The organism is Peribacillus sp. B2I2 (assembly GCF_041261685.1).
GTDB lineage: Bacteria > Bacillota > Bacilli > Bacillales > DSM-1321 > Peribacillus.
This window is the reverse complement of record NZ_JBGCCB010000001.1, coordinates 4,341,316-4,357,362: the sequence shown is the minus strand read 5'-3', so window position 1 is coordinate 4,357,362 and position 16,047 is coordinate 4,341,316. Positions and strand designations below refer to the sequence as shown.

15 protein-coding genes and 2 other annotated features (1 of these 17 only partly in view) are annotated in these 16,047 nt (G+C 42.9%); of the genes, 12 read left to right on the top strand and 3 right to left on the bottom strand.

The features are described 5' to 3' along the window. Positions 1 to 290: 290 nt before the first annotated feature. Positions 291 to 1,205 carry an iron-hydroxamate ABC transporter substrate-binding protein gene (locus tag ABIE66_RS21590; RefSeq protein ID WP_370016233.1) on the bottom strand — a complete coding sequence of 305 codons (915 nt, stop codon included), beginning with the start codon at positions 1,203 to 1,205 and terminating at the stop codon, positions 291 to 293. A 432-nt stretch (positions 1,206 to 1,637) separates the two neighbouring features. Here ABIE66_RS21590 and ABIE66_RS21585 point away from each other — a divergent pair, with 432 nt between their 5' ends. Further along, a complete protein-coding gene (locus ABIE66_RS21585) occupies positions 1,638 to 2,555 on the top strand; it encodes a peptidoglycan-binding protein (RefSeq protein ID WP_370016232.1) in 918 nt (305 codons plus the stop codon). A gap of 329 nt (positions 2,556 to 2,884) precedes the next feature. Here the strand turns inward: ABIE66_RS21585 and ABIE66_RS21580 are convergent, their stop codons facing one another. Continuing rightward, the gene (locus ABIE66_RS21580) at positions 2,885 to 3,397 is read right to left on the bottom strand and encodes a GNAT family N-acetyltransferase (protein ID WP_370017096.1); all 513 of its coding nucleotides are present in this window, start codon (positions 3,395 to 3,397) and stop codon (positions 2,885 to 2,887) included. 166 nt (positions 3,398 to 3,563) lie between these two features. On the opposite strand from ABIE66_RS21580, the gene ABIE66_RS21575 reads away from it, so the two are divergent. The 11 genes from ABIE66_RS21575 to ABIE66_RS21525 all read left to right on the top strand — a co-directional run bounded on the left by ABIE66_RS21575 (position 3,564) and on the right by ABIE66_RS21525 (position 15,158). Next, entirely contained in the window at positions 3,564 to 5,045 is a 1,482-nt protein-coding gene (locus ABIE66_RS21575; RefSeq protein WP_289326242.1) for a sigma-54 interaction domain-containing protein, read from the top strand. Between the two features lie 267 nt (positions 5,046 to 5,312). After that, positions 5,313 to 6,749 carry a lysine 2,3-aminomutase gene (kamA, locus tag ABIE66_RS21570; protein WP_289327379.1) on the top strand — a complete coding sequence of 479 codons (1,437 nt, stop codon included), beginning with the start codon at positions 5,313 to 5,315 and terminating at the stop codon, positions 6,747 to 6,749. A 2-nt stretch (positions 6,750 to 6,751) separates the two neighbouring features. Further along, a complete protein-coding gene (locus ABIE66_RS21565) occupies positions 6,752 to 7,018 on the top strand; it encodes a YokU family protein (protein WP_289315114.1) in 267 nt (88 codons plus the stop codon). Between the two features lie 65 nt (positions 7,019 to 7,083). Then, entirely contained in the window at positions 7,084 to 7,947 is an 864-nt protein-coding gene (gene ablB / locus ABIE66_RS21560) for a putative beta-lysine N-acetyltransferase (protein WP_370016231.1), read from the top strand. A gap of 13 nt (positions 7,948 to 7,960) precedes the next feature. Further along, entirely contained in the window at positions 7,961 to 8,191 is a 231-nt protein-coding gene (locus ABIE66_RS21555) for a ferredoxin (protein ID WP_289326240.1), read from the top strand. 80 nt (positions 8,192 to 8,271) lie between these two features. Further along, positions 8,272 to 9,639, top strand: coding sequence for an aspartate aminotransferase family protein (locus tag ABIE66_RS21550; protein WP_289326239.1), 1,368 nt, complete (start codon positions 8,272 to 8,274; stop codon positions 9,637 to 9,639). A gap of 10 nt (positions 9,640 to 9,649) precedes the next feature. Continuing rightward, the gene (locus tag ABIE66_RS21545; RefSeq protein WP_289315117.1) at positions 9,650 to 10,348 is read left to right on the top strand and encodes a CoA transferase subunit A; all 699 of its coding nucleotides are present in this window, start codon (positions 9,650 to 9,652) and stop codon (positions 10,346 to 10,348) included. Next, positions 10,333 to 10,995, top strand: a complete 663-nt coding sequence (locus ABIE66_RS21540; protein WP_289326238.1) for a 3-oxoacid CoA-transferase subunit B — start codon at positions 10,333 to 10,335, stop codon at positions 10,993 to 10,995. Before ABIE66_RS21545 ends, ABIE66_RS21540 begins: the two co-directional genes overlap by 16 nt. A 42-nt stretch (positions 10,996 to 11,037) precedes the next feature. Further along, on the top strand, positions 11,038 to 12,363 hold the full coding sequence (locus ABIE66_RS21535) for a peptidase (RefSeq protein WP_289326236.1): 1,326 nt from the start codon (positions 11,038 to 11,040) through the stop codon (positions 12,361 to 12,363). 160 nt (positions 12,364 to 12,523) lie between these two features. Then, on the top strand, positions 12,524 to 14,011 hold the full coding sequence (locus ABIE66_RS21530; protein ID WP_289326235.1) for an amino acid permease: 1,488 nt from the start codon (positions 12,524 to 12,526) through the stop codon (positions 14,009 to 14,011). Between the two features lie 511 nt (positions 14,012 to 14,522). Beyond that, positions 14,523 to 15,158: a DUF7010 family protein gene (locus ABIE66_RS21525; RefSeq protein WP_370016230.1), complete on the top strand. Its 636-nt coding sequence runs from the start codon at positions 14,523 to 14,525 to the stop codon at positions 15,156 to 15,158. Between the two features lie 38 nt (positions 15,159 to 15,196). Here ABIE66_RS21525 and ABIE66_RS21520 read toward each other — a convergent pair whose 3' ends face one another. Next, a complete protein-coding gene (locus ABIE66_RS21520; protein WP_289326233.1) occupies positions 15,197 to 15,472 on the bottom strand; it encodes a hypothetical protein in 276 nt (91 codons plus the stop codon). Positions 15,473 to 15,592: 120 nt separating this feature from the next. Next, positions 15,593 to 15,812: a binding site (T-box leader), on the top strand. Positions 15,813 to 15,842: 30 nt separating this feature from the next. Continuing rightward, positions 15,843 to 16,047, top strand: a binding site (T-box leader) (it continues 20 nt past the right edge of the window).

The following is a 16,047-nucleotide window of genomic DNA, read 5'->3' as shown; positions in this document are numbered from 1 at the left end:
TATTAGGCTACTTTCAGTTCGTAAACGGGCGGACGGAGGTAGTCTAATTTTTTTGTTGTTGAAATAAATTCCCTTTCTATGTTAAAAAGCAGTTTGTATTTTACTAGAGATTGTGGAGGGAAAACAGGCTTTTCAATTCAGTTATCAATCTTAGAAAAATTATCATCTTCCATTTTTTACATAGAGTTTGTATGGAGAAATAAAAAAACTGTAGGCAAACACGGTTTTCATCGAGTTCGTCTACAGTCTGAAAGAAGGAATTCTTATTAAATGAATTCCTTCTTTGCATATTAATTGTTAAGAAATGATTTTTCGAAGAATTCTAGAAGATACTCTAGTGTGATTGGATCACTGTAAGTTGATGCTTTACTATTTATTTCAAATACACGATCGTTCTTAACGGCAGGTATATTTTTCCATGAATCAGTCTCCAAAAATGAATTAACAACATCCGGGTTTTTACTAAAGATCATATAATCTCCAGAATACTCAGGAAGCACTTCCGATGAGAGGACATAAATGCCTGATTTAAGTGCCTTTTCTTTTACTTTCTCAGGCATTTTCAAATCCATTGCTTGATACAATATTTCTGTCCCGCGTGCATAATTATTTCCAAATACATAAAACTCCTTGGCATCATTTTCAATTACAGAAACGGTGGCATCTTCGCCAATTTTTGCACGTATCGCTTCTCCTGCGGATTCTGCACGCGTTTTGAAATCATTAACCCATTCTTTTGCTTCCTTTTCTTTGTTTAAGAGTTTTCCGATTTCTATCTGCTGTGATAAATAATCCAATTTCCCCCAAGTGAATACTACAGTAGGAGCAATTTCATTTAGTTTGCCAATATTTTTCATCTCGGATCCTGCTATGATTAGGTCCGGTTCCAGTTCGATGATTTTCTCCAGGCTATCTTCTGAAACGACTTCCACTCCCTTAAGTTTTTCTTGAAAAAGGGGATTCATATTAGTCCATTGATCTATCCCAACGATATTACCTTCTAAAGCCAAAACATTAGGTCCATTAGAGAGAGCAATTATTCTTTTTGGGTTTTTAGGAATCTCAATAGGGCCAGTTTCTGATTGATAGGTAAATGTTTCTTTTTTAGTCTTGGCTGCATTATCTTCGTTCGCTGTCTCGTTGTTCCCACAAGCACTAAGAATAAGTACGAACAAGAGTAGGAATGGTATGAATAGTTTTTTCATTCTGATTTTCTCCTTGCTTATTATAGTATAAGTTTAAAAAATGTATGTAATTAGTAATGATATTCATTTTCAATTACTATCAATATCTTAATGGTAATGATAATCATTGTCAATTACTTTCGCCAGATTGCTAAACTCATTGAACTAAGCTGTTGCCCCTACTTGTAGAAACATGTTTAAGGCTGGGTGGGGTGAAGCTATGAAAATACACGGAGGACTAAGAGAACTGTTCAAAGATCGGCAATGTTGGTCTAGATGTGGCAAAGGAAGATAGCCAAAGTAAGGTCAGGGATTTTTTAGATGGATCAGAACTGAAGAACCTTTCAATAGGCATAATCATTTAACGAAGCCTTTAATAACAAAATGGAAATATTCCAGCCATGCTACTTTTCCGTTAAAAAGGCTTATATAAGGTTTAAAGGAGGGATTACATTGACAGTAGCATTACGAACATTATTGGATAGATCAGTGAAAAAGATGGGCACAAGGATGAATCCAGTGGTGAAGGCATCAGCATTGGAAATGATCGAACGTGCTTATAATGAAGGGATTTATGTACAGATAAGTGCTGGCCACCGCTCTTTGGAAGAACAAGCTGCGCTTTATGGCCAAGGAAGAGTTTACAGCTACAATGGAAAAAACTATAGTAATCTAGCTAAGCCTAATGTGACAAACGCTAAACCAGGCCAGTCTTATCATAATTTTGGACTGGCTATTGATTTTTTCACTGTGAGTGATGATGGCAAGAAAGCGAACTGGACAGTGAATTCAAAGTGGCAGCGTGTAGCTGCTATAGGTAAGGATTTAGGATTTAAATGGGGCGGGGATTGGAGTTCATTCAAGGATTATCCCCACTTGGAAATGACGGGTGGGCTATCCTATTCACAGTTACAAGCAGGGAAAGAACCTCATCTTACCTTTAAATTCGAAAAAACGGATATCCCGAAAACCAGCAAAGGAGATACCTATATAATTTCCATACAAAATACGTTAAATAGCCGGTATAAAGCAGCAATTTCCGTTGATGGGTTTTACGGTCCCGAAACTCGATTGGCCCTTATAAAAGCTATACAAACGGAACTGAATAAGCAATTCAATAAAAAGCTTGCTGTCGATGGAAAATGGGGACCTAAAACCAAGACTGCAATCGTCACCGTAAAAAAAGGAGCTGCAGGCAATATCACATGGATTCTCCAAGCAGCACTTTACATGGAAGGATTTAACCCTGGGCCCCTTGACGCAGAATTCGGTGAGAATACAGAGATGGCATTATTTAAATACCAGAAGGCAAGCAAGATTTCTGCAGATAAGCAAGCAGGTAAAGAAACATGGAATGAATTGTTTGCTTGATAGAGAGTGCGGGTAAATGATGGCGGATTTGATCCTACACAGCAATAATTCGACCTACACAGCAATAATTCGACCTACACAGCAATAATTCGACCTACACAGCAATAATTCGACCTACACAGCAATAATTCGACCTACACAGCAATAATTCGACCTACACAGCAATAATTCGACCTACACAGCAATAATTCGACCTACATCGCAATAACCGACCAACACCAAATCCGGCCTGCACACGGTATTATTCGACCTCCCCCAAACCTTACCCGGGAAATAATTCACCTAAACTCGGCATAATTCGACTTACCCGGGAATAATCCATAAAGAATTCATTCAAGTTCCAAGCACCAATCATTGCAACGCATTAGGCTTCCCGGTGGGTATTCGAATTCACATTCGGAGATGAGGCGGAAGTCTAGCTTACGGCAAATTGCGTTTGACGCAGGGTTATTGATTGACGGGAATGCGTGAATATATTTATATTTCCGTTCGGCTTTGATTTTGGCTATCAGAGCCTTCACGGCATGGGATGCGATTCCTTGTCCCTGAAATGAAGGGAGGACGCTCCAACCGATTTCGTACACATTTTCATTATTCCATTCGGTTTGCCAGTAGCCAACGGAACCAGCCGCTTCTGTCTCTGGAAACAGGATGATGCTAAACATGCATCCCTTATTTCCCAGCTGAAGATACCGTTGATGCCGTTTCATGATTTGTTCATTACTTTCCGGACCACCAAGATGTGCCATCATTTCTGGGGCATTAAGTTGAAAAAGTAAATCAAGGTCCTTATCTTCCCATGGTTTAATTTCTAATCTGGTTTCTTTGCTTCGTTCTGTAATCCGACTCACCCCTGCCTTTTTATTTTCTTATAGTAACTTTCTTTGCTGGATGCGAGATACCTTTTTTTATATGTGAAATTACTATTCTATTGGGGTATGATTTTATTAAAGATAAAGAGATGAAAGTTTCCCATTAAATGCTATAATTTACAGGTGATTCTATCAAATGACAGAGAACGGAGATGAAGAAATGAAATCTTCAGTGAATCAGTTTTCCACTCAATTTGAATGGATATTGAATGTGATCAATGTGGGTGTCCATATAGTGAATAAAGATGGGGATACGGTTTTCTACAATGAAATGATGGCACATATCGATGGGCTTGATCGTGAACAGGTATTGGGGGAGAATATCTTTCAGCTTTATCCATCCTTGACCGATGAATCCAGTACGCTGCATGTAGCATTGGAAAAGGGCGTGGAAACGAATGAGTCCATTCAGACGTATGTCAATTTAAAAGAGAAAAAAATAACTTCAATCAATAGTACGTATCCTTTATATGAGGATGGTGAAATTATTGGGGCAGTGGAAATAGCAAAGGATATTACGAAGGTCATGAATATGTACGACCAAATTGTTGATTTGCGTTCCCAGCTGGCCGAGACCCATAAGAAAACCAAGTTCCTTGAAGGGACGGCGACCTACCATTTCAGTGATTTAATCGGTGATAGCCATGCATTTAAGCAAGCCATTTCATTGGCGAAAAAAGCGGCTCGTACACATTCCCCAGTCATGATTTATGGACCTACAGGGACGGGAAAAGAATTGGTCGCTCAAAGTATACATAATGTAAGTGCTCAGCGAAATCAACCATTCATAGCGCAAAACTGTGCGGCTGTTCCAAAGGAATTGATGGAGGGGCTACTGTTCGGTACGACGAAAGGGGCTTTTACTGGAGCGATGGATCGCCTGGGCATTTTTGAACAGGCAAATGGCGGTACCCTTTTCCTTGATGAGTTGAATAGCCTCGATCTCGGCCTGCAGGCAAAATTGCTGCGGGTGCTTCAGGAAGGCGAGGTACGCCGTGTTGGGGGTTCGAAGGAGCAAAAGGTTAATGTGAAGATTATTGCTGCGATGAACATTTCTCCAGAAGAGGCGTTAGATCGGGGAATCATTCGCTCGGATTTATTCTTTCGCCTGAATGTCGTGACGATCCAAATGCCTTCACTGCTGGAGCGTAAAACGGATATTCCGGAAATCGTCAATCACTTTATTCAGAAATTCAACAAATCATTCTTTACGGAAGTACGCGGAATCAGTCATAAGGCGATGCAGCGGCTTCTTCAATATCCATGGCCCGGGAACATTCGTGAACTGGGACATGCCATCGAGTTAACCTTTAACGTCATGGACGCAGGGGAAGATATGATTGATGAACACCATCTTCCTGCATATCTTTTTCCTTCAGGGAATTACGCTGCATCAAATACGCAGAACCATCCTTCCCCATTGAAAAATAAGATTGATTTACCTGTCGTTCTTGAAGAAATGGAAAGGGAAATGATCATCAATATGTTCGAGAAATATAACGGGAATATCAGCAAAACGGCTGAAGCCCTCAATATTAAAAGACAGGGATTACAATATAAGTTAAACAAGTACGGCATTGAAAAAGTTTATACGGCAGGATCGCGAGAATCAAAATAAATGTGGTTGTATTTGAAAACGCTGTCAAATCATTGATAATGATGTAACTTGAAGAGGGCTCTTGTGTAAAGAGACCCTCTTTTTTTTGCTTGGCGCAAAGAATCTGGCTGCAAAAAATTAGGCATAACGAAAAATTATTTGCGGTTTTAAGGTCGATTTGTCCCCCTTTTCTTATGTTTCCCTTGTTTTGAATGTTGGCATCATTCTTGCAAATGTATATAGATAAGTTCTTAGAATAAGGGGGCATATTAAATGAATTTGATGGGAATGGATGTAAAACATACAGAATACCTTGGTGGGCGCAGGCATTATAATGATATCGAACTTTGGAAGGACGTAACGGAAGAGCAGTGGAATGATTGGATCTGGCAATTGACCAATACGATTAAAACATTGGATGATCTGAAAAAGGTCGTCAACTTGACACCTGATGAAGAGGAAGGAGTCCGGATTTCGACTCAAACGATTCCATTGAACATTACGCCATATTATGCATCTTTGATGAATCCGGATGATCCTCGCTGTCCGATTCGTTTACAGTCGGTACCGCTTTCGGCAGAAATGAACAAAACCAGATATGATTTGGAGGATCCGCTGCATGAGGATGAGGATTCCCCTGTTCCAGGATTGACGCATCGTTATCCGGATCGCGTTCTATTCCTTGTAACGAACCAATGCTCCATGTACTGCAGGTATTGTACGCGCCGCCGTTTTTCAGGTCAGGTTGGCATGGGTGTTCCCAAAAAGCAGCTGGACGGGGCGATTGAATATATCCGGAATACTCCCGAAGTTAGGGACGTGCTGATTTCTGGAGGAGACGGCCTGTTGATCAATGATAAGATCCTTGAATATGTATTGAGTAACTTACGTGCCATCCCGCATGTGGAAATCATTCGGATCGGAACTCGTGCACCGGTCGTTTTCCCGCAGAGGATTACGGAAAATTTATGCAATATTCTGAAAAAGTATCATCCGATTTGGTTAAATACGCATTTCAATCATTCCCTTGAATTGACGGATGAAGCGAAAAAGGCATGCGATATGTTGTCGATGGCAGGCGTGCCGCTTGGTAATCAGGCTGTCATCCTGGCTGGCATCAACGATAGTGTTCATATCATGAAAAAGCTTATGCATGACTGTGTTAAAGCAAGGGTAAGGCCTTATTACATTTATCAATGTGATCTATCTGAAGGGATTGGCCATTTCAGGGCGCCGGTTTCAAAAGGACTGGAAATCATTGAAGCGCTTCGCGGCCATACATCAGGATATGCGGTGCCAACCTTTGTGGTGGATGCTCCTGGCGGTGGAGGAAAGATTGCCTTGACTCCGAATTACCTGCTTTCGCAAAGTCCGGATAAAGTCGTTTTACGGAACTTTGAAGGAGTGATCACTAGTTATCCGGAGCCGAAGAATTATGTTTCCGGCAGTGCGGATGCTTACTTTGATGAAGTGTATGGTACTGAGGATAGGAAAGAAGCCGTGGGGATTTCCGCTCTCATGACGGATGAGAAATTCAATTTGGTGCCAGAGGGCCTTCGCCGTCTTGACAAGAGAAAGGCGTATGAAACCACTGATGAACATGCATCATTGAAGGATCGCCGTGATAAACGGGATGAAATGAAGGAAAAATTAAGGTTAGCCCAAGAAAAAAAGAATGCCTTGGTCGGAAGCGGTTCGGTGAAATCTGAAGGCAAGGAGGAATGAAGATGGATTGCTTGTGGTGTAATGCCCCAAACGTAGAAGAAAGTGAAAAAAAGGATTGTTACTGGATCATGCCTGATGGGAAACGCTCAATAAGAGTCCTTCAAGTTCCTGCCTTGAACTGTCCGGAATGTGGAATCTATGTGTCTGATTCGATGAATCAAAAGGTGGACGAAGCCTTATCCATATATGATGTGAGTGAATACCCTGATGAGTTTACGTATGAGCAGCTTCTTCAGGCACCCGTCAAAAAATTATTCAATTGGAAATAGAATGCCGGGAGAAGCGGATGATATGCATCTCTTCTCCCGAATTCTTTAAATAAGGGGGTTACATAATGCCTGTTCAAAAGCTGCCTTTTTTCACCCAGATCGAGACTGGGGATTGTTATACGATGGAACTCTATCATGATCATGCCAATCAGCGCTTGCGCATGGATGATTATCGGGGAAATATCAAAAAAGCGATGGCCCGGGCGCTTGTCATCGCAAAGGAGCAGGGCTTTACTAAAGTGATACTTAAAGCTAGAAACGAAGATTTATCTGCGGCATTGGGACAAGGATACATGATGGAAGGAATATTAAGCAGGTATTTCAACGGGAATGATGCCTATTGCATGGCTTTCTATTTAACGGATGAAAGGCGAACGAGCGACTTTTGGGTCAAGGAAGATAAAGTCATCCAAGATGTAAGTGAGATTCCCAGACTGATGGATATGCAGAAAATTCCTGAAAATTATATCCTCCGTTTTGCTACAGATGAAGATGTGCAAGAGCTGGCTAATTTATATGGTGAAATTTTTGAAACCTATCCTACACCGATGAATGATGAGCGATATATCAAGAAAGTGATGGAGGAAGGTACGATCTTCAGTGTTATTGAATATGAAGGATCCATTGTGAGTGCTGCATCCGCGGAAGTGAATGAGATGTATCATAATGCTGAATTGACGGACTGTGCAACGATTCCCCATCATCGAAAGCATGGTTTCATGAAGGTGCTAATCTCTGCATTGGAACAAGAATTGATCAGGAAAAACATTTATTGCTCTTATTCATTGGCGCGATCATTGTCGATGGGAATGAACGCCGTTTTTCATCAGCTTGGTTATGAATATGGCGGCAGATTAACGAAGAATTGCAATATTTGGGATAAGTATGAGGACATGAATATTTGGGGTAAAGATTTATCTTTCAAGTAGGAGGATTGTTTCTATGGCTAAATACACATGGGTTGATAAAGAAACCTGTATTGCCTGCGGGGCATGCGGTTCAACAGGTCCTGAAATTTATGACTATGACGATCAAGGGATTGCTTTTGTGATCTTGGATGATAATCAGGGGATTGCCGAAGTTCCTGAAATCCTGCATGAGGACATGCAGGATGCTATGGAAGGCTGCCCTACAGAGTCAATCCTGATTCAGGATGAACCTTTTAGCTGGTAAACTAGGTTTTTTTAATCTGGGAAATTAATTGATTAATAGAATGCTGCACAGTGGGTACGAACGTTAAAAGGAGAGATGACATGACACGCAATTATTTGATTAAGCCTACTTTAGATCATGACTATCCCACTATCTCTCATGGGAATGGAATTTATCTTTATGATACAGATGGAAAGCAGTATATAGACGGATCATCAGGTGCTGTTACGGCAAGTATTGGCCATGGTGTAATAGACGTTGTCGATGCAATGACGGAGCAGGCCCGCAAAGTTTCTTTTGCATACAGGTCTCATTTTACGAGTGAAGCCGCAGAAGCATTAGCCAAAAAGCTAAGTGATTTGGCTCCAGGGGATTTGAACTGGTCATTTTTCGTGAATAGCGGATCCGAAGCGACCGAAACGGCGATGAAGATAGCGATTCAGCATTGGCAAGAAAAAGGATATGAGCGAAAAAATCGTATCGTCTCCAGATGGACGAGTTATCACGGGATTACGATGGGCGCTTTATCGATGTCAGGTCATGTACCGAGGAGAAAGCGTTTTGTTCCGCTATTGGAAGATTTCCCTAGCATTTCCGCTCCCTACTGTTATCGCTGTCCTTATAATAATGAATCTTCCGGCTGCAAGCTTCAGTGTGCTAACGAACTGGAAACAGCCATTCAAAGGGTCGGCTCCGAGAATATCGCAGCCTTCATCGCAGAACCGATCATCGGGGCATCCGCTGGTGCTGTAACACCGCCGGATGGCTACTATCAAAGGATTAAGGAAATCTGCGAAAACTATGACATTCTTTTTATCGCCGATGAGGTAATGACGGGAATCGGACGGACAGGAAAAATGTTCGCGATGGAACATTGGGGAGTCGACCCGGATATCATCGCATTGGGTAAAGGAATGAGCGCCGGTTATACTCCAATGGCAGCCACAATGGTTAGTGACCGTGTCATGGAGCCCATTTTAAAAGGCTCGAATTCAATCATGGCTGGACACACATATAGTGCAAATCCTCTATCTGCAGCCGTTTCATTGGAAGTGCTTTCCTACATTGAGGGAAATGACCTGGTTCAGGCGGCTGAGGATAAAGGTCAATATCTGTTTAAGAAGCTGCAAGGGTTGGCTGGGAAATTCGACATCATTGGTGATGTACGGGGGAAAGGGCTTCTCCTCGGACTTGAGTTTGTCTCCAATCGGATTTCAAAAACGCCATTCGACTTGCAAATCGGCCTGACCACTAGGCTTGTCAATAAGGCTTTTGCGAAGGGATTGTTGATCTATCCTGCTGCAGGTGCGATTGAAGGAATCGCTGGTGATGCGGTTATCCTATCTCCGCCATTAATCATTACGAATGAAGAAATCGATCGCCTCGTCAAGATACTGGAAGCTTCACTTGAAGAGTTGCAGCGTGAATTGCACTCGGAAGGTTTGATTGAGGACATGCAGGCAATTTAGGAGGAACGGTATGAAGCAGGTCATTACGAAGAAAAACAAAATTGTGACCCTGGAAGAAGCACTGGAGCATATTTCCGATGGATGCACGCTCATGTATGGCGGATTTGGCGGAGTGGGGACTCCCCCCACGCTCGTGCAGGGTATCCTGGCCAAGGGTGTTAAGGATTTGACCTTGATTGGCAATGATACTGGATTCCCTGATATCGGCATTGGCAGGCTTGTGACTGCTGAAAGGGCAAAGAAAGTCATCGCCTCACATATCGGATCCAATCCTAATGCAGGCAGGCTCATGACTGAAGGAAAGCTGCAAGTGGAGTTTTCACCGCAAGGGACATTAGCAGAACGGATTCGTGCTGGCGGTGTAGGCTTAGGCGGGATTTTTGTCGATGTCGGGATTGGCACGATAGCCGAAGAAGGCAAGAACAAGATGGTCATAGAAGGAAAAGAATATTTGGTGGAAACCGCGTTGACCGCTGAAGTCAGCATCGTCCATGCGAAAAAGGCAGATTCACTAGGGAATTTAGTGTACGACAAGACTGCATGCAATTTCAATCCGCTGGTAGCGATGGCAGGGGCCTTCACGATTGCGGAAGTGGAAGAAATCGTTCCTGCAGGCGAATTGGATCCGGAGTGTATTGCCACACCAGGTATTTATGTAGATATGGTGATTCCGACAAAAGGGGTGAATTGGAAATGGGCATGGCAGTAGATGTACGAAATCGCATCGCGAAACGCGCCGCCAAGGAAATCCATGACGGATTGATCGTCAATTTAGGCATCGGCATTCCTACCCTGGTGGCCGACCATATACCTCAAGATATCCATGTGCTGTTCCATGCGGAAAATGGCGTTCTCGGTACAGGTCCAAGTCCGGATCCGGGGAAAGAAGATCCTGCCCTCTGTAATGCGGGAGGGTTCCCGATCACCACTGTAATGGGCGCTTCATACTTTGACAGTGCAACTGCATTTGGAATGATCCGGAAAGGATACATCGACATCACCATCCTTGGAGCCTTGGAAGTCAGTGAAAAGGGGGACTTGGCGAATTGGATCGTCCCAGGTAAGCGAGTGCCGGGGATGGGTGGGGCGATGGAGCTTGCCCAGAAAGCCAAAAAGGTGATCGTCCTGATGAATCACGTGAATAAGCAGGGTGAATCGAAGATATTGAAGACCTGTACGCTTCCATTGACGGCAAGGCAAAGTGTGGATTTAATCATTACGGAGATGGCTGTCATGGAAGTTACGGAAGAGGGATTGGTGCTGAAGGAAGTCATGGCGCCATATACCGTTGATGATGTGATAAGGAATACAGAGGCAACGTTGAAAATCCATGCTGCTGTCAACACCATTGAATAAGCCGAAAAAGGAATAGAATATGCATAACTAAGGAGGATAAAAGTGCCGGATATAAAAAAACGGATAAACCAATGGATTAAGGATCATCGGGAAGAAGGAACAGACCTATTGCAAAAAATGGTACAAGCCCCGAGTACGCAAGGAAATGAAGCCGGGGCACAGGCCATCGTCGCCGAAAAGCTGGAGGAAATGGGTTTGCAGATCGATAGTTGGGAACCTGACGGCGGCGAACTGAAGAAGCATTCTTATTTCCATTCTCCACGAAGTGATTTCTCCAACAGCCCTAATGTGGTGGGAATCATGAAAGGGACTGGAGGCGGCCGTTCCATCATTTTGAACGGGCACATCGATGTGGTTCCTGACGGTGACCGGGCACAATGGGACGACGATCCATATAGTGGAGCCATTAAGAATGGAAGAATGTTTGGACGTGGCGTAACCGATATGAAAGGGGGCAATGTATCCCTGATCCTTGCCATGCAGGCATTGAAGGAAAATGGCATCCAATTAAAAGGAGATGTCATTTTTCAAAGTGTGATTGAAGAAGAAAGCGGCGGGGCCGGAACATTAGCAGCCGTCCTGAGGGGATATAAAGCTGATGCTGCCCTTATCCCTGAACCGACGAATATGAGGATTTTCCCGAAACAGCAGGGCTCGATGTGGTTCCGGGTCCATGTTAAAGGACGTTCAGCCCATGGCGGAACAAGGTATGAAGGCGTTAGTGCCATTGAAAAAAGCATGATCGTCATCAATCATATTCGGGCCTTGGAAGAGAAGCGAAATGCACGTATCAGTGACCCGCTTTATCAGAACACGCCTATTCCGATTCCAATCAATCTAGGTGTCATTGAAGGTGGCAATTGGCCGTCATCCGTTCCCGACCTTGTGAAAATCGAGGGGAGGATGGGCGTTGCGCCGGAGGAAACGATGGAGCAGGCGAAGGACGAAATGGCTGACTGGTTAGTGCAGCTGAAAGAAGTGGACGAATGGTTCAAGGAAAACCCGCCCGTATTGGAATGGTTTGGGGCACGCTGGGTTCCAGGAGCAATTGATGTAGAGCATGAACTGATGAATGCGCTTGTTCATCAATATCGACGAGTTGCTGGACAGGACCCGGTCATTGAAGCCTCCCCGTGGGGAACGGATGGGGGATTGCTGACACATGTCGGTGAAACGCCCGCAATCGTGTTCGGGCCTGGAGTAACCGAGGTTGCCCATTATCCAAATGAATACATCCTACTCGACAATGTGTTCTCGACAGCGGAGATCATTGCCCTTACTTTAATTCAATGGTGTGGAATGGAACAAGATCAGGATGAGGCTATTCCTGTAGGGAATAAGCTGACGATTCAAGGCAATGGCAATTAAACCGAATAGTAGACTAGCCAGTAAATATCAGGATTTTCCTTAACTGCAATAAAGTCTTCCACAAAACGATTGTGGGAGACTATTCATATCTGAAAATATCTCTTTTACTATTTCTTGAACTTTTAATATTAAAAGAAAATGAGGTAGGGACCATATGGACATGAATCTCATTAATAATCAAGAACCGACAGTTAAAAGGAATCTCAATGATAATCAAGAACCGACAGTTAAAAGGAATCTGAAAGCAAGGCATATGACCATGATAGCCATTGGCGGTTCAATAGGAACCGGATTATTCCTGGCAAGCGGGGCAACCATCCAGAGTGCAGGGCCCGGTGGTGCCCTCGCTGCATATGCATGCATTGGAATCATGGTTTATTTCCTTATGACGAGCTTAGGGGAAATGGCAACATATATGCCTGTATCGGGCTCATTTTCCACCTACGCCACGCGCTTTGTAGATCCCGCATTCGGCTTTGCACTTGGCTGGAATTATTGGTTTAACTGGGCAGTCACCCTTGCCGTGGAAATAGCTGCAGCAGCCATCATCATGAAATTCTGGCTCCCTGATGTACCCAGCCTTATCTGGAGTGCATTATTTCTTGGAATCGTCTTCACCCTCAACGCCCTTTCCATTAAAAGCTTTGGTGAATCTGAATATTGGTTTGCTTTAATAAAAGTCGTCGCCATCATTTTCTTTATCATTATTGGATTATTGACCATCTTAGGGGTTTTTGGCGGAAAGGTGATCGGGTTTGAAAACTTCACCATGGATGAGGCTCCATTCAAGGGAGGATTTTTATCGATCATCAGTATCTTTCTAATAGCGGGATTTTCTTTTCAAGGCACGGAACTGGTTGGTATTGCTGCCGGAGAAAGTGAGGAACCCGAAAAAAATGTTCCGAATGCGATCCGCCAAGTATTTTGGCGCATCCTATTGTTTTACATCGGGGCCATCCTCATACTCGGCCTGTTAATTCCTTATACGAGCCCAAGTTTGCTGAACGGGGATGTGGAAAATATTTCTGTAAGCCCTTTCACACTTGTTTTTGAACGCGCAGGACTTGCATTCGCGGCATCCGTCATGAATGCTGTCGTGTTAACTTCCTTACTATCCGCAGGGAACTCGGGGCTTTATGCATCAACACGGATGTTATGGTCGATGGCAAAAGATAATCAAGCTCCCAAATTCCTCGGCAAGGTCAATCGCAGGGGAATCCCGATGAATGCTTTGCTCATCACGGCATTTATTGGGGGACTCGCCTTCTTGACCTCCATTTTTGGGGACCATGTATTTACATGGCTATTGAACGCATCGGGGCTAACCGGCTTTATCGCCTGGATTGGAATTGCCATAAGCCATTATCGCTTTAGACGTGCCTATGTTGCACAAGGTGGTGACTTAACCGAATTGAAATATAAAGCAAAATGGTTTCCATTCGGGCCGATTTTTTCATTCATCCTTTGCATGGTTGTCATAGCAGGACAAAACTATGAAGCATACCTAAGCGGCAGCATCGACTGGTATGGCGTCACTGTCTCCTATATCGGATTACCGATATTCCTGGCAATTTGGTTAGGTTACAAAATTTATCATAAAACCAAATTAATTTCATTGAAAGATTGCCAATTTGATAAAACCATTTAGCTGATAGGAATAGAAAAACCTGAGACCCCTTTGGGGACTCAGGTTTTTCTATAGTCAACTTAGTTAATTAAGAAAATGCTAAATTAGACGCGATATTGTATGAACCCAGTTATATCTCCGAAAGTAGGAATATATCGAAGAAAATCCAGTTATATCTCCGAAAATAGGAATATATCGGCGCAAACCCAGTTATATCTCCGAAAGTAGGAATATATCGACGAAAACCCAGTTATATCTCCGAAAATAGAAATATATCGACGAAAAGGGCAATTATCTCATTATGGCGGTAAGTAGACATATTCTCTTAGGTCCCCGATAAAAACGGTCGTTTTATTTGCTGCCAGCCCATTCAATGTTGGCTGAAGGTGAAGTGGCACCATAATAGTCAATGCTTTGGCATTTTTGCAGTTTGGGCTGCATGGCTTAAGACCGTGATGATGAATAATCGGGGAGTGAGCGCAATACTATTATTCTATGTACGATATTACCTGTGGATGAAAGGAAACTGATGATGCAAACCTCAAGACTCATATCGAAAGAGGCGTTTCGCGGTTCTGGAATTGGCGTCATTTTCATGGCATTATTCGGCACGTTGTGGGCAGGTACCGGTGTAATGGGATTGCAAGGGTGGGGGGTTCCTTACGTGGAACTTGCTGCCATATTCGTAGGAATCATAATGGTTATAGAGGGCATTTCCTTAATATATACATCACAAAAAATGCCCGATCAAGTTTCAGAAAATGGGGCTAGGCGTTTGAAACGTATGAATTTCTGGTTTAATATCGTTTTCATTGCCGAAGGTTTACTGATTGGGATTGCCATCGCCATCTGTAATATGATCAATCAGACCGATCTTATTCCTGGAGTCATCGCCATTATTGTAGGGATTCATTTTTTACCTTTGGCGGCGCTTTTTCAAATCAAGATCTACTATGCAACAGGAGTGCTTCTCTGTTTATTGGCGCTTATCACATTACTTATTGTGCCAGACACCGTCATGTTTGGGGAGCATCAAATCTTTGCACCGTTATCCTTACTTGGCTTTGGATGCGCGCTAATTCTTTGGACCACTGGACTGACATTATTGCTTAGTGTAAAGAATCCAAGGGAAGCGAAAGAGGAAGATTCACACAATGAAAATAAATAGGAAACATACAAAAACCCGTCGTGGCGAACGGGTTTTGATTAATTTTTCATCCAGGTTAATAGCCTGACGATTTGAAATGGTTCATTCCAAACCAGAATGAAACTTAAAAGAAAGAAGGCAGCCACAGCCAGAAACTTCGTCTTTCCTTTTTCACTTTTTAACATGGCCCCGAAACTAAATAACATACCAATAAGTAACGCACCGAATCCTGAGACCATTAGAAGCTCGAAGGATTTTGGTAAAAAAAAGGCGCAGCAAAATGATACGGCACCAATCACAGCAAATAGGAAAGACCAATTGCTTAAACTTTTCATGACGACTCCTTTTTACTAATTATACCAATTTAGTGTTTATAATGAAATTAAAAAATTTGAGGTTGTCACTTATGGGAATATATTGTAATATATATAACAATATAAAAATCCATTTACATTTTAGAAGCATTGATAAGGACATGAATCATTTTTACGGTCTGCAGAGAGGGAAGGGCAGCTGCAAACTTCCTGGCTTAGGAAAATGATTTACCGCCTTTGAGCCATATCGGTGAACGAGAGTAACTGATATCGTCTAAGCTACGTTACAGCTCCAGAGCCATGAGTAATCTACTTATGGGAAATTGGGTGGAATCACGGGTATAACGCACTCGTCCCTTATATAGGGATGGGTGCGTTTTTTTTATATAAAAATATTGCCATGATAAGGACATGAATCATTTTTACGGTCTGCAGAGAGGGAAGGGCAGCTGCAAACTTCCTGGCTTAGGAAAATGATTTACCACCTTTGAGCTATATCGGTGAACGAGAGTAACTGATATCGTCTAAGCTGCGTTAAAAGCTCCAGAGCCATGAGTGTTTTCTTGCTTATGGGAAATTGGGTGGAATCACGGGTA